This window comes from Brevundimonas sp. NIBR11 (genome assembly GCF_027912535.1).
Taxonomy (GTDB): domain Bacteria; phylum Pseudomonadota; class Alphaproteobacteria; order Caulobacterales; family Caulobacteraceae; genus Brevundimonas.
Map to the genome: position 1 here is coordinate 564620 of NZ_CP115465.1, position 23783 is coordinate 588402.

Here is a 23783-nt window from a genome sequence, read left to right on the forward strand (position 1 = left end):
AGACTGACCTCCCCGTGGCCACACCGTTCAAAGCGCCGGACAAGCCCCTGGCTTTCCAGGACCTGATCCTGACCCTTCAGAAGTATTGGGGCGAGCGAGGCTGCGCGATCCTGCAGCCGTATGACGAGCAGGTCGGCGCCGGCACCCTGCACCCGGCGACCGTGCTGCGGGCGTTGGGCACGAAGCCGTGGAAGGCCGCCTACGTCCAGCCCAGCCGCCGCCCCGGCGATGGCCGCTATGGCGAGAACCCCAACCGCCTTCAGCATTACTACCAGTTCCAGGTCATCCTGAAGCCGAACCCGGCCGACCTGCAGGATCTCTATCTGGGCTCGCTGCGCGCCATCGGCATCGACCCGGCGCTCCACGACATCCGCTTCGTGGAGGACGACTGGGAAAATCCCACCGTCGGCGCCTGGGGTCTGGGCTGGGAGGTCTGGTGCGACGGGATGGAGGTGACCCAGTTCACCTATTTCCAGGGCGTCGGCGGCATCGAGTGCGATGTCGTCTCCGGCGAGCTGACCTATGGGCTGGAGCGTCTGGCCATGTACGTCCAGGGCGTCGACAACGTCTATGACCTCAAGTTCAACGAAGACGGCCTGACCTATGGCGAGGTCTTCCTGGAGAACGAACGCCAGCAGTCCGAAGCGAACTTCCACGGCTATGATGTCGAAGGCCTGAAGCGCCGCTTCGAGGACATGGAGCGCGAGAGCGCTCGCCTGCTGGCCATGACCGGCCCGCAAGGCCAGCAGCTGGTCCTGCCCGCCTACGATCAGGTCCTCAAGGCGTCCCACCTGTTCAACCTGATGGACGCCCGCGGCGCCATCGCCGTCGCCGAACGCCAGAGCTACATCGGCCGCATCCGCGACCTCTGCAAAGCCTGCGCCCTCGCTTACGTCGAACAAGAGCGGAAAACCGCCTGATGCCTCAACTCCTCCTCGAACTGTTCTCCGAAGAGATCCCCGCCCGCATGCAGTCGGGCGCCGCGCGCGACCTGGAACGCATGGCGTCGGAACGGCTGAAGGCCGCCGGCCTGACTTGGGACGCGCTGACGACCTATGCCGGTCCGCGTCGCCTCACCCTGGTGATCGAAGGCCTGCCCGCCGCGACGCCGGATCGCTCCGAAGAGCTGAAGGGCCCGCGCGCCAACGCCCCGGAACAGGCGCTGGAAGGCTTCCTTCGCAAGACCGGCCTGACGCGCGATCAGCTGACCGAGCGCGACGGCGTCCTGTTTGCCGTCATCGACCAGAAGGGCGTCGAGACGACCGCCGTCGTCGCCGAGACGGTCGAGCACGTCATCCGCAACTTCCCCTGGCCCAAGTCGATGCGCTGGGCTGATGCGACCCTGCGATGGGTCCGCCCGCTGAAGCGGATCGTCTGCCTGTTCGACGGCAAGGTCGTGCCCTTCGCCATCGCCGACGGCTCGCCGGAGGGCCGGATCGTCAGCCGCGACACGACCGAGGGCCACCGTTTCCTCGGTTCCGGCCAGCCGTTCGCGGTCAGGGATTTCGCCGACTACCGCACCAAACTCGAACAGCAATTCGTCCTGCTCGACGTCGCCGATCGCAAGCTGAAGATCCTCGAGGCTGCCCGCGCCGCCTGCCAGGCCAAGGGTCTGGAGCTGGTCGATGACGACGGTCTGCTGGAAGAGGTCGCGGGTCTCGCCGAATGGCCGACGCCGACCCTGGGCGACATGGACCCTCAGTTCCTCGACCTGCCGCCCGAGGTCGTGCGTCTGTCGATGAAGGTGCACCAGAAATACTTCGCCGTGCGCGACCCGCAGACCGGCAAGTTGGCCCCGAACTTCATCGTCGTCGCCAATGTCGAGGCCTCGGACGGCGGCGTGGCCCTGGCCGCCGGCAACAGCCGGGTCCTGTCGGCCCGGCTGAACGACGCCCGCTTCTTCTGGGACGAGGATCAGAAGGTCGGCTTCGACGCCTGGCTGGAGAAACTCTCCGGCGTCACCTTCCACGCCAAGCTGGGCACGATGGCCAAGCGCGTCGACCGCATCTCAGCTCTTGCCCGCGAGATCGCCCCCTTGGTCGGCGCCGACGCCGATCAGGCCGAAAAGGCCGCCCGCCTCGCCAAGGCCGACCTCGCCTCCGGCATGGTCGGCGAGTTCCCGGAACTGCAGGGAATCATGGGCGGCTACTACGCCCGCGCCTTCGGCCAGCCCGACGCCATCGCCGACGCCGTCCGCGACCACTACAAACCCCAAGGCCCCGCTGACACCGTCCCGACCGCCCCCCTGACGGTCGCCGTCGCCTTGGCAGACAAGCTCGACACCCTCGTCGGCTTCTTCGCCATCGACGAAAAGCCCACCGGCTCGAAGGACCCGTTCGCGCTGAGGCGTGCGGCGCTGGGGGTTATCCGGTTGGTGCTGGACAACGGCCATCGTCTCCCGCTGACGGATGTCTGCGAGTACGCGATGCGCGGGGCCGGACCGGAGCGCCCGCTCGCTATCTCGGAGTGGACGAAGACCGCCGTTAACAACGAGAACGGTCGGAAGATGAACAGCGAGATCGAGGTCGGCTACGAAGTCGTCGCGTTCTTTGCCGACCGCCTGAAAGTCCTCCTCCGCGACCAGGGCGAACGCCACGACCTCGTGGACGCCGTCTTCGCCCTGGGCGACGACGACCTCGTGCGCATCGTGCGGCGGGTGGAGGCGCTGGACGCCTTCCTCGCCACCGACGACGGGGCGAACCTGCTGGCCGGCTACAGGCGTGCCTCCAACATCCTTAAGGCCGAAGAGAAGAAGGGCGCCGTCCCGACCGGGATGGTCCAGACCGGTCTGCCGAACCAGCCGCCCGCCGAGACCCAGCTCGCCATGGCCGTCGCCGCCGCCTCCAACGCCGTCGATCAGGCTTTGGAGACCGAGGACTTCGCCGCCGCCATGACGGCCCTGGCCGCCCTTCGCGCCCCGGTGGACGCCTTCTTTACCGACGTCCTGGTCAACTCCAACGTGGCCGAGGAGCGGGAAAACCGCCTGAAGCTGCTGGGCCAGGTCCGTGCCGTCATGGGCAAGGTCGCCGACTTCGGGCAGGTGGCAGGCTGACTCTGATCCCTCTCCCGGTGGGAGAGGGCTTGAGGCTCGCAGAGCGAAGCGATGCGTCTTCAGCCGAGAGCGTGAGGGTCGTCTCTTGCCTGTGAGGGCAAACCCTCACCCTTTCGCACAAGTCTGATCGCCTGGCGGCTCTCAGGTGCTCAAGCCCTCTCCCCACGGGAGAGGGAAGTCGTCGGGCGTCTGGAACCGAAACACGCCATCACCCTTTGTTACAGCCCGCCCTCGCCTTCGCGCTCGCAGCACGGTAGTCAGGGCGGCACGCGAGCGGGGACAACCCGCCGGCACGATCCGACTTCAGGGGACTACCGATGACTCAGTGGGTGTACGGCTTCGGCGGCGGCTCGGCCGATGGCGAGGCGTCGATGAAGAACCTTCTCGGCGGCAAGGGCGCCAACCTGGCCGAGATGGCCAAGCTGGGCCTGCCCGTGCCCCCTGGCTTCACTATCACGACCGAGGCCTGCGTCCACTATTTCTCGAACGGCGCCCAATACCCCGCTGACCTCGCCGATCAGGTCGCGGCCGGGCTGAAGACCGTCGAATCGATCGTCGGCAAGACCTTCGGCGACGCCGCTAACCCGCTCCTCGTTTCGGTCCGCTCCGGCGCCCGCGCCTCCATGCCGGGCATGATGGACACGGTCCTGAACCTCGGTCTCAACGACGAGACGGTCGAAGGACTGGCGAAGCTGTCGGGCGACCGCCGCTTCGCCTTCGACTCCTACCGCCGCTTCATCACCATGTATTCCAACGTGGTGCTCGGCCTGTCGCACGACGACTTCGAAGAGGTTCTGGACGACCACAAGGACCGTCTGGGCGTCACCGTCGACACCGACCTCTCGGCCGCCGACTGGGAGAAGGTCGTCGCCGAATACAAGACCGTGGTCGAGCGCGAGCTGGGCCGCCCCTTCCCGCAGGATCCGAAAGAACAGCTCTGGGGCGCTGTCTCGGCGGTCTTCGCCAGCTGGATGAACGACCGGGCCAAATTCTATCGTCGCATGCACGACATCCCCGAAAGCTGGGGCACCGCCGTGAACATCCAGTCGATGGTCTTCGGCAACATGGGCGAGACCTCGGCCACGGGCGTCGCCTTCACCCGCAACCCCTCGACCGGCGAGGCGCGCCTGTACGGCGAGTTCCTGATCAACGCTCAGGGCGAGGACGTCGTCGCCGGCATCCGCACGCCCCAGTCCCTGACCAAGATCGGCCGCGAGGAAATGGGGGAGACGGCCCCGTCGATGGAAGAGGCCATGCCCGAGGTCTTTGCCCAGTTCGTCGATGTCGTCGGCAAGCTGGAAAGCCACTATCGCGACATGCAGGACATCGAGTTCACGGTCGAACAGGGCCGGCTCTGGATGCTTCAGACCCGCAACGGCAAGCGCACCGCCAAGTCGGCGCTGAAGGTCGCCGTTGATCTGGCCGCCGAGGGCGTCATTTCCCAGGAAGAGGCCATCAGCCGCGTCGAACCCTCCGCGCTCGACCAGCTTCTGCACCCGACGCTGGACCCCAACGCGACCCGCAAGGTCGTGGCCGCAGGCCTGCCCGCATCTCCGGGCGCCGCCACCGGCAAGATCTGTTTCGACGCCGATGAGGCCGAGCGCCTGAACCAGCTCGGCGACGCCGTCATCCTGGTCCGCGAGGAGACCTCGCCGGAGGACATTCACGGCATGCACGCCGCGCGCGGCATCGTCACGGCGCGCGGCGGCATGACGAGCCACGCGGCCGTCGTGGCGCGCGGCATGGGCCGCCCCTGCGTTTCCGGCGCCGGCGAAATTCATATCGACGAAGCGGCCCAGACCTTCACCGCGCGCGGCCGCACCTTCAGGGCCGGCGAGGTCATCACCATCGACGGCTCCAAGGGTGAGGTTCTGGACGGCGCGGTGCCGATGATCGAGCCGGAGCTGACCGGCGACTTCCAGACCCTGATGGGCTGGGCCGACGGCGTGCGCCGCCTGAAGGTCCGCGCCAATGCCGAGACCCCGCTGGACGCCAAGACCGCGCGCGGCTTCGGCGCCGAGGGCATTGGCCTCTGCCGCACCGAGCACATGTTCTTCGACGACACCCGGATCGCCGCCGTGCGCGAGATGATCCTGGCCGATGACGAGGCCGGCCGTCGCACCGCCCTGGCGAAGATCGAGCCGTTCCAGAAGTCCGACTTCGTCGAGCTCTTCACCATCATGGCCGGCCTGCCGGTCACGGTCCGCCTGCTGGACCCGCCGCTGCACGAGTTCATCCCGCACACGGACGAGGACATCGACGCCCTGGCCGCCACATCGGGCATCGACGCCGCCAAGCTGAAGCGCCGGGCCAAGGAGTTGCACGAGACCAACCCGATGCTGGGCCACCGCGGCTGCCGCCTCGGCGTCGCCTATCCCGAAATCTACGAGATGCAGGTCCGCGCGATCCTCGAGGCCGCGCTGGAGGTGAAAAAGACCGCCGCCGAGGCTCCCATCCCGGAGATCATGCACCCCTTGGTCGCCCTGGGTCTGGAGATGAAATACCTCCGCGAACTGACCGACCGTGTGGCCAAAGATGTCTTCGCCAAGGCCGGGGACAGCGTCGAGTATCTCGTCGGCACCATGATCGAACTGCCGCGCGCGGCTCTCCGTGCGGGTGACTTGGCCGAACATGCGGAGTTCTTCTCCTTCGGCACCAATGACCTGACGCAGACGACCTTTGGCATCTCGCGCGACGACTCCGGCCGCTTCCTGCAGGCCTATATGGACAAGGGCATTTTCGAGACCGATCCCTTCGTCCGCCTGGACCAGGACGGCGTCGGCGATCTGATCCGCATCGCCGCCGAGCGGGGCGGGGCGGTTCGCGCCGACATCAAGATGGGCATCTGCGGCGAACATGGCGGCGACCCCGCCTCGATCGCCTTCTGCGAAGAGGTCGGTCTGGCCTATGTCAGCTGCTCGCCCTACCGCGTGCCGATCGCCCGTCTGGCGGCGGCCCAGGCCGCGCTCGTCTCGCGCGGCGGCGAGGCCCGCGAGAAGGACCGGTAGAACTTCCTTTCTCCCCTTGCGGGAGAAGGTGGCCGAGCGCAGCGAGGTCGGATGACGGGTCACCCCGACGCCGGAGATCAGACTTGCCAAATCCCATCACGATTGCCCGTGTGCTCGCTCATCCGTCAGCCTTCGGCTGCCACCTTTTCCCGCAAGGGGAGGTGGATCAGTGACCCGACTCTCCATCGCCGTCGTCGGCCCGGGCGCCATCGGCGGCACGGTCGCCGCCTGGCTGTCGCACAGTCCGTCGGTCGCCGCCGTGACCCTGTGCGCCCGCACGCCGCTGGACCGGCTGGAGGTCGTCGCCCCTGACGGACGTGTCATCAAGGCCAGCCCCCGCGTCGTCACGGACCCGTCGGAGATTACCGCCCCCGTCGACTGGGTGCTGGTCGCCACCAAGGCCTATGACGTCGCCGCCGCCGCGGCCTGGCTCAAGCCCCTCCTCGGCGCGGAGACCCGGGTCGCGGTGCTGCAGAATGGCGTCGAACACGTCGAGCGCTTCACCCCATTCCTCGACGCCGACCGCATCGTCCCTGTCATCGTCGACATCCCGGCCGAACGCAGTGCGCCGGGTCGCATCCACCACCGCCGCGACGGCACGGTCACCGTTCCGGCGGGCGAGGCGGGCGAGACCTTCACCTCCCTGTTCGCCAAGAGCGTCATCGAGGCCTCGACGACCGACGACTTCACCACCGTCGCCTGGACCAAGCTCAGCCTGAACTGCGCCGGCGCCATCAACGCCCTGACGCGGCAACCGGCCGGAGTGGTGCGCAAGCCCGGCGTCGCCGACCTGATGCGGGCCATGGTGTGGGAATGCGTATGCGTCGGCCGGGCGATCGGGGCCGATCTGAGCGATAATATTCCCGACTGGGTCTTGGAGCGGACCGAGAGCTCCCCGGCCGATTCTGTGAACTCTCTGCTGGGCGACCGTCTGGCAGGCCGTCGCATGGAGTGGGACGCCCGCAACGGCGTCATCGCCCGTCTCGGCACGAAGCATGGCATACCCGCACCGTTAAACAGTATGGCGGCGACCCTGCTGTCAGCGATGGAATAGGGCGATAAGGCGGCGAGTATAACGCTGTCTGTGCTCTCGTGCGCACAGTTTCTTCCTTGTAATCGCGCGGCCATGGAACGGCCCAGCCTACTACATACTTGAGCAATCGCTGGATGGGGCCGGGGCGATCAAGTCCCGCATCTAGGAGTTAAAAAGAAACAATGCGTAACATTCTTCTCGCGACCGCCGCTCTTTCTCTGATGGCTGTGCCGGCCATGGCTCAGACCGTTTCGAACCCCCAGTGGTACGGCACGGGCGGCTATACCCACCTCGACGCCGAGGGCGCCGATCTGGGCGCCATTACGGGCCGCCTCGGCGCCCGTCTGTCGCCGAACTTCGCCGTCGAAGGCGAAGGCTCGATCGGCGTGCGCGACGATGAGTTCAGCACCGCCGGAGTCACCACCAAGGTCGAGCATGACTACGATGCCGCCATCTACGGCGTCGGCATCCTGCCTGTGAGCCCGAACCTCGAACTGTTCGGCCGCCTAGGCTACGGCACCACCAAGCTCAAGGCCAGCGCAGCCGGCGTCTCGGTGGAAGAGGATGGCGAGAGCTTCAACTATGGCCTCGGCGCCAACTACATGCTCGACGCCCAGAACGGCCTGCGCGCCGACTGGACTCGCCGTGATTTCCGTGATGACGGCGGCGAGGCCGACACCTACGGCCTCAGCTACGTGCGCCGCTTCTAAGCAGAAGATCTGAGATGGAGCCCCGTCCGCATCGCGGGCGGGGCAGTTCTCACGCGGGTTCCGCGATCAGCGCCCAACGCTTCGACCCGTCGCCGAAGGGCCGGGTGAACCACTCCGAAAACGCCTCGAAAGCCTCGACCACGGCCTGGCGCAGGTCCTGCGTGACGGGTTCGCCGCGCGTGCGTTTCAAAGCCGCGACGCAGTCGATGACCGTGTCCTGATGCGCTGAGCCGCCGAGCGACTTCAGCACCATCGCCACGTCCCGGGCGAGAGATTCAAGGAAGCCGGGTTTTGCGGGCGTCTGGGTCAATCCGGACTCTCCGTCGCATCGGTGTCTTGGATGCCACAGTGCTTCTCAGAAACATCCGGCCACTGCAAGCTAAGCCGGTGTTCTGTGGGTCATCTCTTTGTGAGACTCACCGTTTGCGAACGAAGACCGTCCCCGCAGAGTAGCCTGCGCCGAAGCTGCAGATCAGCCCCACCTCACCGGTCTCGAACCCCTGCTGGTTCAGGTGGAAGGCGATGATCGAGCCGGCCGACGACGTGTTGGCGTACTCGTCCAGGATGATGACGTTCTCCTGCGGTTCCGGATCGCGACCCAGGACCTTGCGACCGATCATCTGGTTCATGTTGATGTTGGCCTGGTGCAGCCACATCCGCTTCAGGCCGGTCGGCTCGATGCCCAGCTCGCCTGCGTGGTCCACGATCATGTCGGACACCAGCGGCACCACGTCCTTGAAGACCTTGCGGCCCTGCTGGATGAACAGCTTGTCGTCCTGCTGACCGGCCGCGCGCTCCGTCGGACCCGCGCCCGTCTCCTCGGCCCAGCGGTTCAGGAAGCCGAAATTGTTGCGGATGTTGTTGGAGAAGACGGTCTTCAGCCGCGTCCCCAGAACGTCCCAGCCGCCGGGACCGGCCGTGTCCGAACTCTCCACGATCACGGCCGTGCAGACGTCGCCGAAGATGAAGTGGCTGTCCCGGTCGGTGAAGTTCAGGTGGGCGGAACAGATCTCCGGGTTCACCATCAGCACGGCTTTGACCGAGCCCGAGGCGATGAAGTCCGCCGCCGTCTTGATGCCGAAGGTGGCCGAGGAACAGGCCACGTTCATGTCGAAGCCGAAGCCCTCGATACCCAGCGCCTGCTGGATTTCGACCGCCAGGGCGGGATAGGGGCGAGGCATGTTGGAGGCGGCGCACAGGACCGCCCCGATCTCCGAGACCGGCTTGCCCCAGGCCTCGATCGCCTGACGCGCGGCCCTCACGGCCATCTCGGCCATGATCGACAGCTCGTCGTTGGACCGCTCGGGCAGGTTCGGCGCCATCCGCTTCGGATCGAGAATGCCCGCCTTGTCGAGCACGAACCGGCTCTTGATGCCCGAGGCCTTCTCGATGAACTCGACCGAGGAGGGGGTCAGGGCCGCGACGTCGCCCTCGGCGATCTGCAGCGCGTGGTCCCTGTTCCACTGATCGGCCCAGGCGTTGTAGGCCTCGACCAGTTCGGCGTTGGAGATCGACTGTTCGGGGGTGAACAGGCCGGTAGCGGCGATGACGGCGTGGGTCACTCTTTTTCGTCCCTATCGCTCGGCGCGCGGCGCCTCGCTGCTTGAGGGACATTTGAGTGTCCCTATCGCGGGCCTCGCGGAGGCTCGCTGCTTCAGGGACGGCTTGGCCCGTCCCGGTCGAGGGATGTCATCGCCCTCGTTGATGGTTTCAATAGGCCGGTGGCGGGCGGCGGTCGAGACTGGCGCGAATGCCCTTCCACCACCGCGCGATCTGGTGCGGCGGCGCGGCGGGCGGCGGATCGTTCCGGGCGGCGATCAGGGCCGCGACGAGATCTTCCGCCTCGCAAGGCCAGCCCTCGGGCGTGACGTAGATCGGATACTCGATCAGAGCGGCGGCCACGATGGCGTCAAGGCTCGACCGCCGCGTACGGCGCTCATAGGTCATCCGGTCCTGGGTCAGCCCCCAGCCGCCGTAGAAGGGTCGGCCGTATACGGCGACCGTCTTGCCCCGCAGCAGGGCCTCGAACCCCGACAGGGACGTCAGGGTCGCCAGCCCGTCGCAGGCCTCTAGACAATCGATGATGTCGAAATCGTCCGCCGTCGCATCGACCGCCTCGATCGCCGAGGCGTTCAGCATCCCCGGCCGGTTGCCGTTCATGACGTCGGGGTGGTTGCGGTAGATCAAGTATGCGTCGGGGAAGTCCGCACGCGCCGCCGCGACCAGACCCGAGTTGGTGCGAATGTCGCCGCAGCCCTTCAGGATCGACTTGTCGTTCTCGACCTGACCGACGACGAGCACCTTCTGGCGATCCGTCGGCCAATCGGGCCGCGCTTGGCTGGCCGCCAGATTGTATTTCGACAAGCCTGCCTCGACGACACGGGTTCGCAGCATCGCCGCCCGCGCCAGCATCGCCTCCGACTGCCCGCCGCCTTCGATCAGGCTCTCCAGCCGGGATGGCCGGGTCGGGTCGTAGTAGACGCCCTGATCATCCAGGGCGACGCTCAGCGCGCCGAAGAAGTCCGAGCCCAGGCCGCGCGAGCGGATGAAGCCGTCCTCCATCCGCACCACCGGCGCCCTGGCCGTCTCCGCTACGGCGGCGATCTCCGCCGTCTCCTTGCCGGCCCAGTAGATCAGCCGCCCGCCGAGAGCCTCCGCCTTGGCCGCCGCCCGGCTGGCCGAGGCGAAATACTTCATCCTCGTCTTTGGCCCGTTCAGCAGCCGCCGGATCGGCGGCCGCTTCGCCGGCGAGAAACCGACGCCCGCCCAGTAGCCCGCAAGTCGGTGCGACCGCTCGCGCAGCGAGATCAACCGCTCCACCGCGGCCTCGGCCTCGCAGCGCAGCCCTGTCACCGGATCGACGTAGCGCGGATAGGCGATCAGGGCGGCGGCCGTCACGGTCTCCAGATCGCGCGCGACCCCGCGCCGCCCTGTCTGGACCTCGTCCGTCGTCAGTCCCCAGCCGGAATAGAACGACGCGCCGAAGCATCGGACCGGCAGGCGGCGCAGCAGTGCCTCGAACCCCAGCGCCGAGGTCACGCACCACACCTCATCCACCTCGGCCAGCAGTTCCGCCGGACGCACGTCGGCGTCCAACATGGTGACGCCGGACAGGTCGGCCTCGGCGATACAGCCCTTCTTCCTGCCCGCTGCGACGGCCGGATGCCTTTTGACGATCAGCTGGGCGTCGGGGCGCTCGTCCTTCGCTGTCCGCACCATGGCGGCGAAACTCTCCGGCCCCGCCAGACCGTTGCCGATCGAGGCGTCGCCCGCCGTCTGGTCGACCAGCAAAATGCGCTTGCCCGGCCTCAAGATCGACCGATCCAGCGGCCCGCCCATATTGGTCTTCGACAGACCCGAAGCGACGATCCGCTCGATCAGGGCGCCCGCCCGCGCCCGCATCGCGCCGTCGCACCAGTCCTCGGCGGTCTCGATCAACTGCTCCAGCCGCGAGGGTCGGGTCGCGTCATAGTAGACCCCGACCTCGTCGACGATCAGGCTCAGCGACGCCGCCCCGGTCTCGCCCAGACCGATGGAGCGCAGGAAGCCGTCCTCGAGGGCGACGTAGGGCAGGCCCTTGGCCGCGGCGCGATCCCGCCCGATCTTCGAGGTGTCCTTCAGCCCCCAGCCGACCACGGCGTCGATGGCCGTAAACGGACTGGCCTTGAGGTCGAACTCGGGCAGGAAGGTCCGCAGGAAGGGAACCTCCAGAATGCCCGGCGAACACACCCAGGCGCGCCGCGGCGAACCGCCGGGCGCATCGGTGCTGAGAGGGACAGGGTGTTGCAACCGTTACGCTTTCGCCGAGCTCGGCTGCTGGTCTATCGACTGACGGCCGCGCGCGCCAGCACGGCTTGAGCCCGCGCAAGATGAAGGCGCTCGACCATGGCGCCTCCGACGCGGATCGCGCCCAGCCCCGCAGCCTCCGGCGCGGCGTATGCGTCGACGATGGTTTCGGCCTGCGCGACTTCCTCCGGGGTCGGAGAAAAAGCCGCGTGGCAGGCCTCGATCTGGTTCGGATGGATCAGGCTCTTGCCGTCGAAACCGTAGAGCCGCCCCTGCGCGCATTCCGACGCCAGCCCCTCCGGGTCGCTCAACCCATTGAAGACGCCGTCGATGGCCGCCAGCCCGTGGGCCCGCGCCGCCGCCACCGTCGCGACCAGCCATGGCTTCAGCGGTTCCCGGTCCTTCGAGGCCCCCGTGCCGAGCGCCGAGGTGAGGTCGTTGACCCCCAGCATCAGGGCCTTCAGCGGCCCTCCGGCCCCGGCGATATGTTGGAGATCGAACAGCGCCTTGGGCGTTTCGATCATGGCGCAGAGTCGCACGTCTTCAGCCATACGGGCATCATAGGCATCGACGATCCCCGGCTCCTCGACCTTGGGCGCGACGATCCAGTCCAGCGGCAGGCCGGGCAGCGCCTCCAGATCGGCCTCGCCCCATTCGGTCCCCAGCGCGTTGACCCGCACTCCGACCGCGCCCCTGAAGCCGCCGGCCCTGATCGCCGCGACCGCCGCCGCCCGCGCCTCGGCCTTCATTTCCGGCGCGACCGCGTCTTCCAGGTCCAGAACGGCCAGGTCGCACTCCAGTCCGCGCGCCTTCTCGACGGCGCGGGCGTTGGAGGCGGGCAGGAACAGCAGGCTGCGCGGGATGTCCACGCTCAGACCCGGCCGGTGACGGGCAGGAGGGCGCCGGTGATGGCGCGGGCTTCGGGCGAGGCGAGGAACAGCATGACCTCGGCCAGATCGGACGGCTGGACCCATTTCGCCGGATCCGCGTCGGGCATGTCCTTCCTGTTCTGCGGGGTGTCGAGGATCGAGGGCAGGACGGCGTTGACGGTGACCGAACTGTCCTTGGTCTCCTCGGCCAGGGCTTCCGTCAGCCGGTGCACCGCCGACTTGGAGGCTCCATAGGCCCCCATGCCTGCCGCCGCCTTCACCGCGCCGTTGGCCCCGACATTTACGATCCGCCCCTCGGCCGAGGCCTTCAGATGGGGCAGGGCGGCGCGGCTGGCGTTCAGGACGGTGGTCAGGTTGAGCGCGAACATCCTGTCCCAGGCGGGGTTGGCGTCGTCCATCGTCTGCCAGACGAAACCACCCGCGATGTTCAGCAAGGCGTCCACGCCGCCGAACTTCGCCACAACCTGGGCGATGGCCGCCTCGGCCGCGTCCGCGTCGGTCAGGTCGATCCCGCCGATCTCCAGCGCGCCCTCCGGCGCCGCCTCGCCCGTCGCATGATCGATCAGGGCGACGTTCAGTCCCCGTGCCGACGCCGCCTTGACGACGGCCTTGCCGAGGACTCCGTGGCCGCCGGTTACGACGATTGTGCGCGTGCTCATGCGGCTTCTCCTTGAACTTCATCTAGCGACCAAAGCCGCGCCGCCCCCCGCACGCCCGAGGAATCCCCCCAGACGGCCGGCGCGATCCGTCCTTCCCAATGGTCGGAGAAGGCATAGCGCTCCACCACGGCCGGCAGCCGGTCGTACAGCTCCGTCACGTTCGACATCCCGCCGCCGAGTACGAAGACGTCGGGATCCACGAGGTTGGCGGTCATGGCGATGGCGCGGCCGAGCCGATCGATATAGCGCTCCAGGCTGTCGACCGAGGCGGCTTCGCCCCCCCGCGCGGCCGCGACGATGTCGGGCGCATCCAGGCTCTGACCGGTTCTCTCACGGTGATCGCGCTGCAGGCCCGACCCCGACACCCAGGTTTCCAGACAGCCGTTGAGGCCACACCAGCACGCCGGCCCCGGCGCCTCCTCGGCGCTGGGCCACGGCAGGCTGACATGTCCGATCTCCGCGGCGACCCCGCCCGCGCCCTCGACGAGCTTTCCGTCGACGACGAGGCCGCCGCCGCAGCCGGTGCCGATGATGATGGCGAAGGCCGCCCTGGCCCCCGCCGCCGCACCGTCCGTCGCCTCCGACAGGGCCAGACAATTGGCGTCGTTGGCCAGACGCACCGGACGGCTCAGACGCGCTTCGAGGTCTTCACCGAACCTGCGCCCATTCAGATAGACGGAGTTGGCGTTCCGCATCAGGCCGGTGGCCGGCGACTGCGACCCCGGCGTGCCCATGCCGATGGAGCCGGTCCGTTCGGTCTCCGACTCGATGAAAGCGACCAGATCGGCGACCGTCTGGATGGCCGCGTCATAGTTCCCGGGATTGGGCACGCGCTTTCGGGCCAGAACCACGCCGTCGGCGTCCAGCCCCACGGCCTCGATCTTTGTCCCGCCGAAATCGATCCCGATGCGCATGCGACGGCTCTAGCAGAGGATCAGGCGGCGAACACCTTCCCCAGCAGCCGTTCCAGCGCCTCCGCATCCACGGCGTCAAAAGCGGCCTTGCGCGTCGCGTCCACGTCGAACACGGCGATCAGCGCCCCCGACCCATCGAATACCGGCACCACGATCTCGCTCTCGGAGCGTCCGTCGCAGGCGATATGCCCCGGAAACGCATGCACATCCTCGACGATCTGAGTCTGCCGCGTCTCCGCCGCCGTGCCGCAGACCCCTCGCCCGAAGGCGATCCGCAGACAACCCAGCGTCCCCTGATACGGTCCGACCACGAGCTCCCGCTGCTTCGCCGGATCGACGACATAGAAGCCGGTCCAGAAATAGTCGTCGAACGCATCGGCCAGCATCGAACCGACTGTCGCCATCCGCGCGGTCACGTTCGGTTCGCCGTCCAGTACGGCCAGAATCTCCGCCTCGATCTCTGTATAGCGGGCGGCCTTATCGGCGGGGCGGTCGTCGCGGGCGACGTAGGACATGCGGACTCCGCCGGTTCGGTGAGGACGCGCGGCATATAGGTCGCAGGGGCGGCGAGCGCGAGGGAGCAAACGTCCGCGATCGATAAACCGCTGCTTTTTGACAGCTAAATATGGCCAAGCCTAATTTTGGCCATCCTGCGGCAACGCTTTGTCGCAAAACAGCGTTAACCATGATCGGAAGTTCACTGGACCAAACCGCTGGTTTGGGAAATGGTTAACGCCAAGCTGCGGTGAGCTTGGAAACGGGGCACGGGGTGAGGGGAATGCGCGACAGCGACGCGAGGGATGACGACCGCACGCGCAGCAGTCGTCTGCGCGGCCCCATCGTGGCCGTCGCCGCTGTCGCCGCCCTAGCCCTGACGGCTGGCGCCGTCGCCAGCTGCAGTGATTCGGGGGCGCAGTTCTGGCGCCGTGGCGACAACGCCGCCGCCAACGCCTGCCCCCGGCCGCAATCCGTGACCGGATCGGAGTTCAATGCCCAGGAAGCCGGCCTGCGCCAGCTGCGCCGCGCGGCTTTCCGGGGCGACTTCTTCGCCCAGCTGGAGCTCGGCTCTCGCTACGCCGCCCTGCGCGCCACCGACAAGAATATCGAGGACCCGATCGAAAGCGCGGTCTGGACCGGTCTGGCGCTGGCCAATGACGAGGGCTACGCCCCGATCAACCGGGCGGATCGCGGCGGCCTGTTCGGCGGGCTGCGCAACGTCTCGCGCTACGACGATTGTCGCGCCTGGGAACGCCACGTGGCCTACCAGCGACTGGACGCTCAACTCTCACGGATGACGATGGAGGAGCAGGCCGAGGTCCGGAACCGCATCATCTACGTCCTGTCGACCCAGGACGCGGAAGGCTTTCGCACTCTGGCCCGCTTGCATGACGCCCTCTACGGCCCCTTCGGCGAGCCCCAGGACAACGCCCAGGCGCGCGAGGCCTGGGGCCGCAATGCCGGCGGCCAGCCGGATCGTCGCCGCACCGGCTACTACGCGGCGACCAGTCTGTTTCCGCGCAATGACGTAGATGCCTACCTGTACAACTACCTCGCGGTTCAGACGGGCGATGTCGGCGCCTATGTCCTGCTCAAGGACTTCGAACGCTCGTCGCCCGGCCGGTCGCGCTACGGCGCCTTCGTCGAGGCCAAGGCGCGGCAGTGGGTGCCGCCGTTCGAATTCTACCCGAACGAGGCTCCGGCCTCGGGCGTGCCCTTCTCGGACGAGAGCCGCCCGCGCGGCGACGCCTATGAATATGCCCTGGGCCGGATGACCGAACTGCCCTTCGTCCACGTTGGTCGCGCCCTGCGCTACCTCGGCGTGACGGAGGAGGTGGTCCAGGCTCCCGACAAGCTGTCGGCACGCCAGATCCAGTCGCTGGAGGCCATGCTCGGCCACAACATGGAGTCGCGCCTCTCCTATCTGGAGATGGTGCGCGCCATCCAGCTGGCGGCGGTCAACGGTTCGTCGGAGGCCCAGCTCGTGCTGGCCGTCATGTATTCCGAAGGCATCGGCGTCCCGACCGACTACGCTCGCGCCTTCCATTGGTACACCCAGGCCGACAAGCAGGGCTCGCCTGAGGCCAAATTCGCCATCTCCACCTATTTCGCCCTCGGCGTCGCCGGGGTGGCGAATCAGGACAAGGCGGAGGCCGTCGCCTCTCGTATCGATTCGGCGCTGGCCGGCTTCGGCCCATCCGCCTCTCGCCTGCAGGCGGTCCTCGCCCAGGTTTCCCGTTCGCAGCGCCGCTAAGGAGGGGCGAAAGATGAAGACCTTCAGCCTCAGCCTCTTCGCCCTGGCCCTCGCCGCAGGAATGACGGCCGCCGCGCCCGAGGCCGAGGCCCAGACCCCCGCCCGCGTCGAAAGCCAGACCCGGCCGAACTTCGGCCTGCTGCTCGACCCGCCGGCCAGCCGTTCGCGCCCGTCCCGCCAGTCGGGTCGCTGGAACTACGGCGCGCATCGCCCCGACTGGCGTCCTGGCTACCAGCCGCCCTACGGCGGCCCGTTCCGGCCGGGCGCCGAGGAAATCGTCCTGGTCGACTGCGGCGGCAATCCCGGCACCAACGCTGTCGAGGACGCCGTGCGTCGCGTGCGGCCCGGCGGCACCCTGGTGATCCGCGCCCGCGCCGGCGCCTGCGTCGGTTGGCTCAACGTCGACAAGCCCATGACCATCATCGGCGAGGGCGGCTTCGACCCGCGTCGCTGGAACGAGACCACGCCCGCCGTGCTTCAGGCGCCCGACGGCATGCCCTGCATCACCGTGGCCTCCGGCGTCCGGCTGGAACTGCGCGATATCGTCCTGTCCTCGCCGCGAGGCGGGGACGCGGCCTGTATCGTCAGCTACGGCGGCTCCGTCATCGGCAATCGCCTCGGCATCCGCCACGCGGGCGACGAGGCGGCCATCTACGCCGACGGCGGCGAGGTCGATCTGCGCGACACCGTCATCGACGCCCAGACCATCGCCCCGGCCATCTATGCCGACGGCGCGACGCTGACGACCTGGGAAGCCGTCATCTCCGGCGCCCAGTCGGGCATCGAGATCCTGATCGGCGGCACGGGCCAGCCGTCACGCATCGATTCCACGACTATCAGCGGGACCGAGAACGCCGCCGGCTACGGCCCGCGTTCGATCGGCGTCCTCGTGCGCTCGCGTCGCGATCTGGGTCGGGTGGACGTCACCAACACCCGCATCTGCGGCTTCACCGAGGGCGTCGCGGTCGAGGGCGCGGCCCTGACCGTCTCCCACTCCAAGATCTGCCGGGCCGACCGGGGCGCCATCGTCTACAACGGCGAGCTGACCCTGACCGACAGCCGCGTTCGGGCCGAGGCCGTCGGCGTCGCCGTATCCTCGGGCCGCGCCACCGTCCGCAACAACACCTTCGTCGGGGTGCGCGAGGTCTTCTATCGCGACTACCGCGCCCAGCTGGACGTCTCCAGCAATCGTGTCTGGTCCGACCAGCTGTGTCGCCCGCGCTGGGAGCCGCGCTACCGCGACCGCTATGCGCCACAGTGGTACCAGCGTCCCGATCAGGGCTACGAATGCCAATTCACCGCCTACCCGCGCGACTGGTGGGACGAGATGGACGGCGCCTACGGCGACCCCTACGCGTCGAACGCCTATCTCCCGGACAACTATGGCCGGTTCCAGCAGGGCTACGGCTGGTACGATCAGAACGGCCGCTACATCGACGACAACCAGTCCCGCGGCGACGACCGCTGGCGCGACCGTCGCCGCCGGTAGCGGCAGGATGTCGCACCTGGGGCAAAAACGCGGCGTTGATGCGTCCGAAGCTTCGCTGATGCGTATCTGCTTGATCAGGCCCTCTCCGGCCGTTTGAAGGAAGACGTTGATGATGAAGACCTTCGCCGCCGTGAGCGCGGCCGCTCTCGCCGTGGTCGCCATGCCCGCCGCTGCCCAGGATTGGTCCGGCGCCTATTTCGGCGGTTTCGCCGGCTATCAGGGCCTCGGTGAGCAGGAGGGCGAGACCGTCCGTTTCGACACCAATCTGGACGGCACCTACGGCGACACCGTGCGCACGACTGCCGCAGCCGACGCCTTCTCGCCCGGCTTCTGCGACGGTCAGCCGAATGACAACAACGCCGCCGCCGGTTGCGAAGGCGACGACGACGGCAACGGCGAGTTCGGCCTGCGTTTCGGCTATGACTGGCAGGCCGGCCCCATCGTCTTCGGCGTCGTCGGCGACGCCGGCACGAGCAGCCTGGAAGACCGCGTCACCGCCTTCTCGACCACTCCGGCCAACTATGTCTTCGAGCGCGAGACTCAGTACCTGCTCGCCGCCCGCGTGCGCCTCGGCTACGCCATGGGCCGCTATCTTCCCTATGTGACCGGCGGCTACGCCACGGCCCGTCTGGAGAACAACTTCTCCAGCTCGAACGTCGCCAACAGCTTCGCCCCGCGCACGGACGAGACCGACGCCACAGGCTACCAAATCGGCGGCGGCATTGAGACCAAGGTCAGCGACCGCATCAGCCTGGGCGTGGAATACCTCTATTCCGACCTGGAAGAGGACGATCCCTACATCGTCCGCACCGGCCCCGGCACCGCCCCGGCCACCAACCCGTTCCTGCTGGTGAATTCGCAAGGCACGGACATGCGCCGCTCGAGCGAGAACCTCGAACTGCATTCCTTCCGCGTGACGGCCGCCGTCCGCTTCTAAAGGCTCCGAACCGGGCGCTCGCATCCCCCCGGAGCGCTCCCGACGGCCCGGCCCCTTCACAGGAGCCGGGCCGCTTCTTTGTCGGGAGGGTGGTAGGCCCGGAGGGACTCGAACCCCCAACCAGACCGTTATGAGCGGTCGGCTCTAACCATTGAGCTACGGGCCCCCGATGGCGAGGGATCGGCCTAGCAGGGGCCGCCGCGCCGGGAAAGGGCCGCGACACTGTCGGCGATTTCATTCCGATGAACGGTTCCTGCCAGCGGACCCCGTCCCGCCGTTCAGGCGTTCAAGGCCAAGGTTCGGCCACGGCTCGCGCAGAGAACGGGGGCCGTCACCGTTTCGCTTCTCGATGAGGACCTCCCCATGACCCGCACCTTCAAGGCCTCCTTCCTGGCCAAGATGATGGCTGCGACGGCCCTGACGTTCGTCGCTGCGCCCGCCTTCGCCCAGTCCGCCCCGACCACTCCGATGCAGGTGCACGCCATGGCCGCCCAGCCCGCCCTCAACCTCTCGGCCTATGGCGAGGTCAAGGTCGCGCCCGACATGGCCACCATCACCTTCGGCGTCACGACGGAGGCCCCGACGGCCCAGGCCGCCATGGCCGACAACGCTCGCCGCATGCAGGAGGTCTTCGCCGCCCTCAGCCGCGCCGGCATCGCCGATCGCGACATCCAGACCTCCGGCCTGAACCTGTCGCCCCAGTACGACTACCAGAATGACCAGCCGCCCCGTCTGCGCGGCTACCAGGCTTCGAACCAGGTCACGGTGGTCATCAACGACCTGACGAAGGTCGGTTCGACCGCCGACGCGGTGGTCGGCGCCGGGGTCAACCAGATCAACGGCATTTCCTTTGGCCTCAAGGATCCCAAGGGCGCCGAGGATCAGGCCCGCGTCCTCGCCGTCCGCGCCCTGCAGGACAAGGCGCGCCTCTACGCCCAGGCCCTGGGCGTCGAATTGGGCGCCGTCCGCTCGCTGAACGAAGGCGGCGGCTACACGCCCCAGCCGCCGATGCCGATGTACGCGTTGCGGGTTCAAGCCACCTCGGCCGATGCGTCCACGCCGGTTTCCGCGGGCGAGATGACCATCCGGATCGACATCACCGGGACCTACGATCTGGGTCGATAGTCGCTCAGTCTCCCTCTCCCCTTGCGGGAGAGGGAGATCGCGCACGGCGGCGAAGCCGTCGTTACGGCGCGATCGGGCGAGGGGTCGCGCCGGCTTCACCGGTAAGTTCAGCCAAACCCCTCACCCGCCGGCGCAAGAACGATCGCTGCGCTCTCGCGCGCCGCCAACCCTCTCTCGCAAGAGGAGAGTCGTTAATCGACACATGAACTGTTGCAGTTCAAAAATCGCCCCCTATGTTACCGTTCGAGCAACAGCGCGGAGGGATGTCCCCCCGCGGGGAGACCAAGACGATGATCGAGCGCAGACCGTTCGAAAGCCTGGGCGGCGCCAACCATGGCTGGCTGAACGCCAAACACCATTTCTCCTTCGCCAACTACTATGATCCGAACCGGATGAGCTGGGGCAATCTGCGCGTCTGGAACGACGACGAGATCGCCGCCGGGTCGGGCTTCCCACCGCATCCCCACTCGGACATGGAGATCATCACCTACGTCCGCGAAGGGGCGATCACCCACGAGGACAGCCTGGGCAACAAGGGCCGCACCGAGGCCGGCGACGTCCAGGTGATGAGCGCCGGCACGGGCATCCGCCACGCCGAGTACAATGCCGAAGCCACCACCACGACCCTGTTCCAGATCTGGATCGAGCCGACCAAGCGCGGCGAGAAACCCAGCTGGGGCGCCAAACCCTTCCCCAAGGGCGATCGCTCGGGTCAGTTCGTGGTCCTGGCCTCCGGTTTCGACGGCGACATCGAGGGCAAGGGTGGCGACGCCCTGCCGATCCGCACGGACGCCCGTCTGGTCGCCGCGACCCTGAAGGCCGGCGAAAGCGCGACCTATCCTCTGGGCGCCAACCGTCGCGGCTATCTGGTCCCGGCGGTGGGTCAGGTCGAGGTCAACGGCGTCCGCCTGAACGCCCGCGACGGCGCGGCCATCACCGACGAGGCGACGATCACGGTCACCGCCGTCAACGACGCGGAGATCGTCCTGGTCGACGCGGCCTGACCGCCTTGCACTTCGGCCCGTGCGGCGTAGCTTCGCCGTACGGGCCGCACCGCTTCAACGCGGTCCTTCACAACGACAGGGGCTGAAACACATGAACATTTTCAATGGCGCGTCGAAATACCAATCCCAGGCGCTGGCGATCCTTCGCATCGTCACCGGTCTGACCTTCATGGCCCACGGCATCATCAAGCTGTTCGGCTTCCCTGCGGGCGCCCAGCCGGGCCAGCAGGAAATCATGTCCCTCATGGGCGTGGCCGGCCTTCTGGAAGGCGTCGGCGGCCTTTTGATCGTCCTCGGCCTGTTCACCCGTCCGACCGCCTTCATCCTCTCGGGCATGATGGCGGTCGCCTATTTCATGGCCCACTTCCCGCAGAGCTTCTATCCGGCCGTGAACGGCGGCGATGCGGCCATCCTGTTCAGCTTCATCTTCCTCTACCTGGTGACGTCGGGCCCCGGCGCCTGGAGCCTCGACAAGCGATAAGGCGACGCCAGAAACGAGAAAGGCCGGCGGATGATGCGATCCGCCGGCCTTTTGCTTGTCCGGGCGGTGGTCCTTACAGGACGCCGATCATGCTCGCGACCAGCGGGTGCCGGACGATGTCGCCCTCGGCCAGACGCACCACCGAGATCTCAGGCACGACCTCCAGCCGGGCCGCGATATCGGCCAGCCCCGAAACGCCGGGCAGAAGGTCCGACTGATGCGGGTCGCCCGTCACGACCATGGTCGAATGCCAGCCCAGGCGCGTCAGCAGCATCTTCAACTGGGTGTAGGTGCAGTTCTGCGCCTCATCGACGACGACGAAGGCGTTGTTCAGCGTGCGGCCGCGCATATAGCCGATCGGGGCGATCTCGATCAGGCCCTCCGCCATCAGGGCGCCGACCCTTTTCATCGACAGCCGGTCCGACAGGGCGTCGTACAGGGGGCGCAGATAGGGGGCCAGCTTGTCCTCCATCGCGCCGGGCAGGAAGCCGATCGACTCACCCGCCTCCACCGCCGGGCGGCTCAGCACGATGCGCCCGACCTTGCCGGCTTCCAGCGCCTCCACAGCCTTGGCGACGGCCAGATAGGTCTTGCCCGTGCCTGCCGGGCCCAGCGCGAGGGTCAGGTTGTGGGCGTCGATGGCGTTCAGCAGCGCGGCCTGTCCCTCGGACTTGGGCTTCAGCGTCTTCAGATAGGCCTGATCGCGGTCGTCGTTCGATGGATGGGGCGACCAGCCGCCGCGCGTGTGGGGTGTCGGCAAGCGGCGGACTTTCGTGTCCTGGCCATAATCGGGACCGTCAAAAGCTCCGCCTTCGCGAGCTTGACGCTTCAGGGCTGCACGCTTGGTCATCAACGCCTCCAGGGCATGAAAAAAGGCGATGCTGCGAAAGCATCGCCTCGAACGAGGGTGGGGAGGAGAGGGAAGGCGACGACAGGCCGTCCCGGGTCGGCGATGTATCCCACATCCGACGGGCATGCCCGCCGCCGAACCGAAAGCGCCACTCGACGTCCCCCGACATCTGACCGGACCGGGATTGATCCGGCTTCGGATTCAGGGCCGAAATGGCGACCTCGAATCGCATCAACAGAGTGATGCTATCGTGGTTAGCGAAGGGTTAAACCCCTCACAGGCTTGAGAATAGGGTGATGCTTCGATGACGATCTATTCGCTGGCGGACAAGAAACCGCAGCTTCCGCCAGAGGGCGAATACTGGATCGCGGACAGTGCTGATGTCGTAGGAGACGTGATTCTGAAGTCGGGCGCCAGCGTCTGGTTCGGCGCCGTCGTCCGCGCCGACAACGAGACCATGACCATCGGCGAGAACACCAACATCCAGGACGCCAGCGTCCTGCACTCCGATCCGGGTTCGCCCCTGGTCATCGGCCGCGATGTGACCGTGGGCCACAAGGTCATGCTTCACGGCTGCACGATCGGCGACAACACCCTGATCGGCATCGGCTCGGTGATCCTGAACCGGGCGGTGATCGGAAAGAACTGCCTGATCGGCGCCAACACCCTCATTCCCGAGGGCAAGGTGATCCCCGACGGGTCGCTGGTCATGGGCCAGCCGGGCAAGGTCGTCCGCGAACTGACCGAGGCCCAGATCGCCGGTCTGGCGATGTCGGCTCAGCACTATGTGCAGAACTGGCGGCGATACGCGGCGGAGCTGATCCCCCTGTCATAGGACCTGACCCCTCTGCCGAAGGCAAAGGGCGCAACCATCTTACCCCATCAACGCATGCCGAAAATTCCCGAGCCGCTCTAACGTATTAACAAGAACTGCAGCTCAATTCTCGACGCTCCTCACGCCCGTGCGACAATGCCCATGGTCTTTGACATCGCAAACCCCAATCCGACTTAACGGACTATCCCGACTCCAGACTCCGGAGTCTGGTGATTTCGACTAGGCGATCCGCCGCCCATCTAGGGCCGCCAGGGTCAACGGCGCGCGGCTCGGCAGTCCAACGCCGATCGACAGGCGCGCCGAGAGGGGCCCGACCGCTTCGGAGCGACGCTCCTGCTCCATGATCGGCTGATAAAGGCCGATCAGGCGATTCGGCGTCCCGTCCGGCCGACGCACGGGGGCGATGACGATCTCCAGCACGCCTCTCAGGCGCGCCGCCTCGGCGACCATCACGACGGGGCGAGCCTCCCGGAAGATCTGGACCACGGCGTCGGCCACCAGGGGCCGGCTGTCCGGCGCCCACAGCTCCAGCCAGGACACGCCGCGCATCGGCCGGGCGTGCAGGGTCTCGATCCAGGCTCCCGCCAGCCTGAAGGTCGCGCCCTCCGTGGCGCGGTCCGCCGTGAACAGTTGCGGGACCAGCCGCCCCATGCCCATCGGCTCGAAGGCCGCGCGCGCGGGAATCCGACCGGCCTCGGGCAAGGCCGCCCAGTGATCGATCAGTGTCTGCGTGCCGGGATGAAACATCGTCCTCGCCTT

21 protein-coding genes and 1 tRNA gene are annotated in these 23783 nt (G+C 67.5%); 12 read left to right on the forward strand and 10 right to left on the reverse strand.

Going from position 1 to position 23783, the window contains the following annotated elements; all coding sequences use genetic code 11:
- Positions 1–14 precede the first annotated feature (14 nt).
- The 5 genes from O5O43_RS02700 to O5O43_RS02720 all read left to right on the forward strand — a co-directional run bounded on the left by O5O43_RS02700 (position 15) and on the right by O5O43_RS02720 (position 7803).
- Positions 15–920 (forward strand): glycine--tRNA ligase subunit alpha, encoded by a 906-nt coding sequence (locus O5O43_RS02700; RefSeq protein WP_271085387.1) that lies wholly within the window; start codon positions 15–17, stop codon positions 918–920.
- Positions 920–3052: a glycine--tRNA ligase subunit beta gene (glyS, locus tag O5O43_RS02705; protein WP_271085388.1), complete on the forward strand. Its 2133-nt coding sequence runs from the start codon at positions 920–922 to the stop codon at positions 3050–3052. The genes O5O43_RS02700 and glyS overlap by 1 nt, the downstream gene beginning before the upstream one ends.
- Before the next feature lie 317 nt (positions 3053–3369).
- Positions 3370–6060 carry a pyruvate, phosphate dikinase gene (gene ppdK, locus O5O43_RS02710; RefSeq protein ID WP_271085389.1) on the forward strand — a complete coding sequence of 897 codons (2691 nt, stop codon included), beginning with the start codon at positions 3370–3372 and terminating at the stop codon, positions 6058–6060.
- 169 nt (positions 6061–6229) lie between these two features.
- Positions 6230–7114, forward strand: coding sequence for a 2-dehydropantoate 2-reductase (locus tag O5O43_RS02715; protein ID WP_271085390.1), 885 nt, complete (start codon positions 6230–6232; stop codon positions 7112–7114).
- Between the two features lie 161 nt (positions 7115–7275).
- The gene (locus O5O43_RS02720; protein ID WP_271085391.1) at positions 7276–7803 is read left to right on the forward strand and encodes a porin family protein; all 528 of its coding nucleotides are present in this window, start codon (positions 7276–7278) and stop codon (positions 7801–7803) included.
- 49 nt (positions 7804–7852) lie between these two features.
- Here O5O43_RS02720 and O5O43_RS02725 read toward each other — a convergent pair whose 3' ends face one another.
- The 7 genes from O5O43_RS02725 to O5O43_RS02755 all read right to left on the reverse strand — a co-directional run bounded on the left by O5O43_RS02725 (position 7853) and on the right by O5O43_RS02755 (position 14567).
- Positions 7853–8113, reverse strand: coding sequence for a hypothetical protein (locus tag O5O43_RS02725; RefSeq protein ID WP_271085392.1), 261 nt, complete (start codon positions 8111–8113; stop codon positions 7853–7855).
- A 106-nt stretch (positions 8114–8219) separates the two neighbouring features.
- Positions 8220–9365, reverse strand: a complete 1146-nt coding sequence (locus O5O43_RS02730; protein ID WP_271085393.1) for a beta-ketoacyl-ACP synthase III — start codon at positions 9363–9365, stop codon at positions 8220–8222.
- A 148-nt stretch (positions 9366–9513) separates the two neighbouring features.
- Positions 9514–11592 (reverse strand): capsular polysaccharide biosynthesis protein, encoded by a 2079-nt coding sequence (locus O5O43_RS02735; protein ID WP_271085394.1) that lies wholly within the window; start codon positions 11590–11592, stop codon positions 9514–9516.
- A gap of 32 nt (positions 11593–11624) precedes the next feature.
- Positions 11625–12464 carry a CoA ester lyase gene (locus O5O43_RS02740; protein ID WP_271086372.1) on the reverse strand — a complete coding sequence of 280 codons (840 nt, stop codon included), beginning with the start codon at positions 12462–12464 and terminating at the stop codon, positions 11625–11627.
- Positions 12461–13138 (reverse strand): SDR family NAD(P)-dependent oxidoreductase, encoded by a 678-nt coding sequence (locus tag O5O43_RS02745; protein WP_271085395.1) that lies wholly within the window; start codon positions 13136–13138, stop codon positions 12461–12463. Before O5O43_RS02745 ends, O5O43_RS02740 begins: the two co-directional genes overlap by 4 nt.
- The gene (locus O5O43_RS02750; protein ID WP_271085396.1) at positions 13135–14052 is read right to left on the reverse strand and encodes an ROK family protein; all 918 of its coding nucleotides are present in this window, start codon (positions 14050–14052) and stop codon (positions 13135–13137) included. Before O5O43_RS02750 ends, O5O43_RS02745 begins: the two co-directional genes overlap by 4 nt.
- A gap of 20 nt (positions 14053–14072) precedes the next feature.
- Positions 14073–14567, reverse strand: coding sequence for a GAF domain-containing protein (locus O5O43_RS02755; protein ID WP_271085397.1), 495 nt, complete (start codon positions 14565–14567; stop codon positions 14073–14075).
- Between the two features lie 263 nt (positions 14568–14830).
- Between O5O43_RS02755 and O5O43_RS02760 the strand changes: the two genes are divergently transcribed.
- From O5O43_RS02760 to O5O43_RS02770, 3 genes are all read left to right on the forward strand, one after another.
- Positions 14831–16303: a sel1 repeat family protein gene (locus tag O5O43_RS02760; protein WP_271085398.1), complete on the forward strand. Its 1473-nt coding sequence runs from the start codon at positions 14831–14833 to the stop codon at positions 16301–16303.
- A 13-nt stretch (positions 16304–16316) separates the two neighbouring features.
- Positions 16317–17792, forward strand: a complete 1476-nt coding sequence (locus tag O5O43_RS02765) for a hypothetical protein (RefSeq protein WP_271085399.1) — start codon at positions 16317–16319, stop codon at positions 17790–17792.
- 109 nt (positions 17793–17901) lie between these two features.
- Positions 17902–18729 (forward strand): outer membrane beta-barrel protein, encoded by an 828-nt coding sequence (locus O5O43_RS02770; RefSeq protein WP_271085400.1) that lies wholly within the window; start codon positions 17902–17904, stop codon positions 18727–18729.
- Between the two features lie 90 nt (positions 18730–18819).
- On the opposite strand, the gene O5O43_RS02775 is transcribed toward O5O43_RS02770, so the two are convergent.
- Positions 18820–18895, reverse strand: a tRNA-Ile gene (locus tag O5O43_RS02775).
- Between the two features lie 197 nt (positions 18896–19092).
- Between O5O43_RS02775 and O5O43_RS02780 the strand changes: the two genes are divergently transcribed.
- The 3 genes from O5O43_RS02780 to O5O43_RS02790 all read left to right on the forward strand — a co-directional run bounded on the left by O5O43_RS02780 (position 19093) and on the right by O5O43_RS02790 (position 21339).
- Positions 19093–19854 carry an SIMPL domain-containing protein gene (locus O5O43_RS02780; protein ID WP_271085401.1) on the forward strand — a complete coding sequence of 254 codons (762 nt, stop codon included), beginning with the start codon at positions 19093–19095 and terminating at the stop codon, positions 19852–19854.
- Positions 19855–20144: 290 nt separating this feature from the next.
- Positions 20145–20858, forward strand: coding sequence for a pirin family protein (locus O5O43_RS02785; protein WP_271085402.1), 714 nt, complete (start codon positions 20145–20147; stop codon positions 20856–20858).
- 91 nt (positions 20859–20949) lie between these two features.
- Positions 20950–21339 carry a DoxX family protein gene (locus O5O43_RS02790; protein ID WP_271085403.1) on the forward strand — a complete coding sequence of 130 codons (390 nt, stop codon included), beginning with the start codon at positions 20950–20952 and terminating at the stop codon, positions 21337–21339.
- Between the two features lie 73 nt (positions 21340–21412).
- Here O5O43_RS02790 and O5O43_RS02795 read toward each other — a convergent pair whose 3' ends face one another.
- A complete protein-coding gene (locus O5O43_RS02795; protein WP_271086373.1) occupies positions 21413–22201 on the reverse strand; it encodes a PhoH family protein in 789 nt (262 codons plus the stop codon).
- A gap of 292 nt (positions 22202–22493) precedes the next feature.
- Here O5O43_RS02795 and O5O43_RS02800 point away from each other — a divergent pair, with 292 nt between their 5' ends.
- Positions 22494–23024, forward strand: coding sequence for a gamma carbonic anhydrase family protein (locus O5O43_RS02800; RefSeq protein ID WP_271085404.1), 531 nt, complete (start codon positions 22494–22496; stop codon positions 23022–23024).
- A gap of 219 nt (positions 23025–23243) precedes the next feature.
- Here the strand turns inward: O5O43_RS02800 and O5O43_RS02805 are convergent, their stop codons facing one another.
- Positions 23244–23771, reverse strand: a complete 528-nt coding sequence (locus tag O5O43_RS02805; RefSeq protein WP_271085405.1) for a PAS domain-containing protein — start codon at positions 23769–23771, stop codon at positions 23244–23246.
- Positions 23772–23783: the final 12 nt, after the last annotated feature.

What these genes read in the sequence shown, in the direction of transcription:
- glyS (WP_271085388.1), top strand. Translation starts at nt 920, where the DNA reads ATGCCTCAACTCCTCCTCGAACTGTTCTCCGAAGAGATCCCCGCCCGC.
- ppdK (WP_271085389.1), top strand. Translation starts at nt 3,370, where the DNA reads ATGACTCAGTGGGTGTACGGCTTCGGCGGCGGCTCGGCCGATGGCGAG.
- O5O43_RS02720 (WP_271085391.1), top strand. Translation starts at nt 7,276, where the DNA reads ATGCGTAACATTCTTCTCGCGACCGCCGCTCTTTCTCTGATGGCTGTG.
- O5O43_RS02745 (WP_271085395.1), bottom strand. Translation starts at nt 13,138, where the DNA reads ATGAGCACGCGCACAATCGTCGTAACCGGCGGCCACGGAGTCCTCGGC.
- O5O43_RS02750 (WP_271085396.1), bottom strand. Translation starts at nt 14,052, where the DNA reads ATGCGCATCGGGATCGATTTCGGCGGGACAAAGATCGAGGCCGTGGGG.
- O5O43_RS02755 (WP_271085397.1), bottom strand. Translation starts at nt 14,567, where the DNA reads ATGTCCTACGTCGCCCGCGACGACCGCCCCGCCGATAAGGCCGCCCGC.
- O5O43_RS02760 (WP_271085398.1), top strand. Translation starts at nt 14,831, where the DNA reads ATGCGCGACAGCGACGCGAGGGATGACGACCGCACGCGCAGCAGTCGT.
- O5O43_RS02765 (WP_271085399.1), top strand. Translation starts at nt 16,317, where the DNA reads ATGAAGACCTTCAGCCTCAGCCTCTTCGCCCTGGCCCTCGCCGCAGGA.
- O5O43_RS02770 (WP_271085400.1), top strand. Translation starts at nt 17,902, where the DNA reads ATGATGAAGACCTTCGCCGCCGTGAGCGCGGCCGCTCTCGCCGTGGTC.
- O5O43_RS02780 (WP_271085401.1), top strand. Translation starts at nt 19,093, where the DNA reads ATGACCCGCACCTTCAAGGCCTCCTTCCTGGCCAAGATGATGGCTGCG.
- O5O43_RS02785 (WP_271085402.1), top strand. Translation starts at nt 20,145, where the DNA reads ATGATCGAGCGCAGACCGTTCGAAAGCCTGGGCGGCGCCAACCATGGC.
- O5O43_RS02790 (WP_271085403.1), top strand. Translation starts at nt 20,950, where the DNA reads ATGAACATTTTCAATGGCGCGTCGAAATACCAATCCCAGGCGCTGGCG.
- O5O43_RS02800 (WP_271085404.1), top strand. Translation starts at nt 22,494, where the DNA reads ATGACGATCTATTCGCTGGCGGACAAGAAACCGCAGCTTCCGCCAGAG.
- O5O43_RS02805 (WP_271085405.1), bottom strand. Translation starts at nt 23,771, where the DNA reads ATGTTTCATCCCGGCACGCAGACACTGATCGATCACTGGGCGGCCTTG.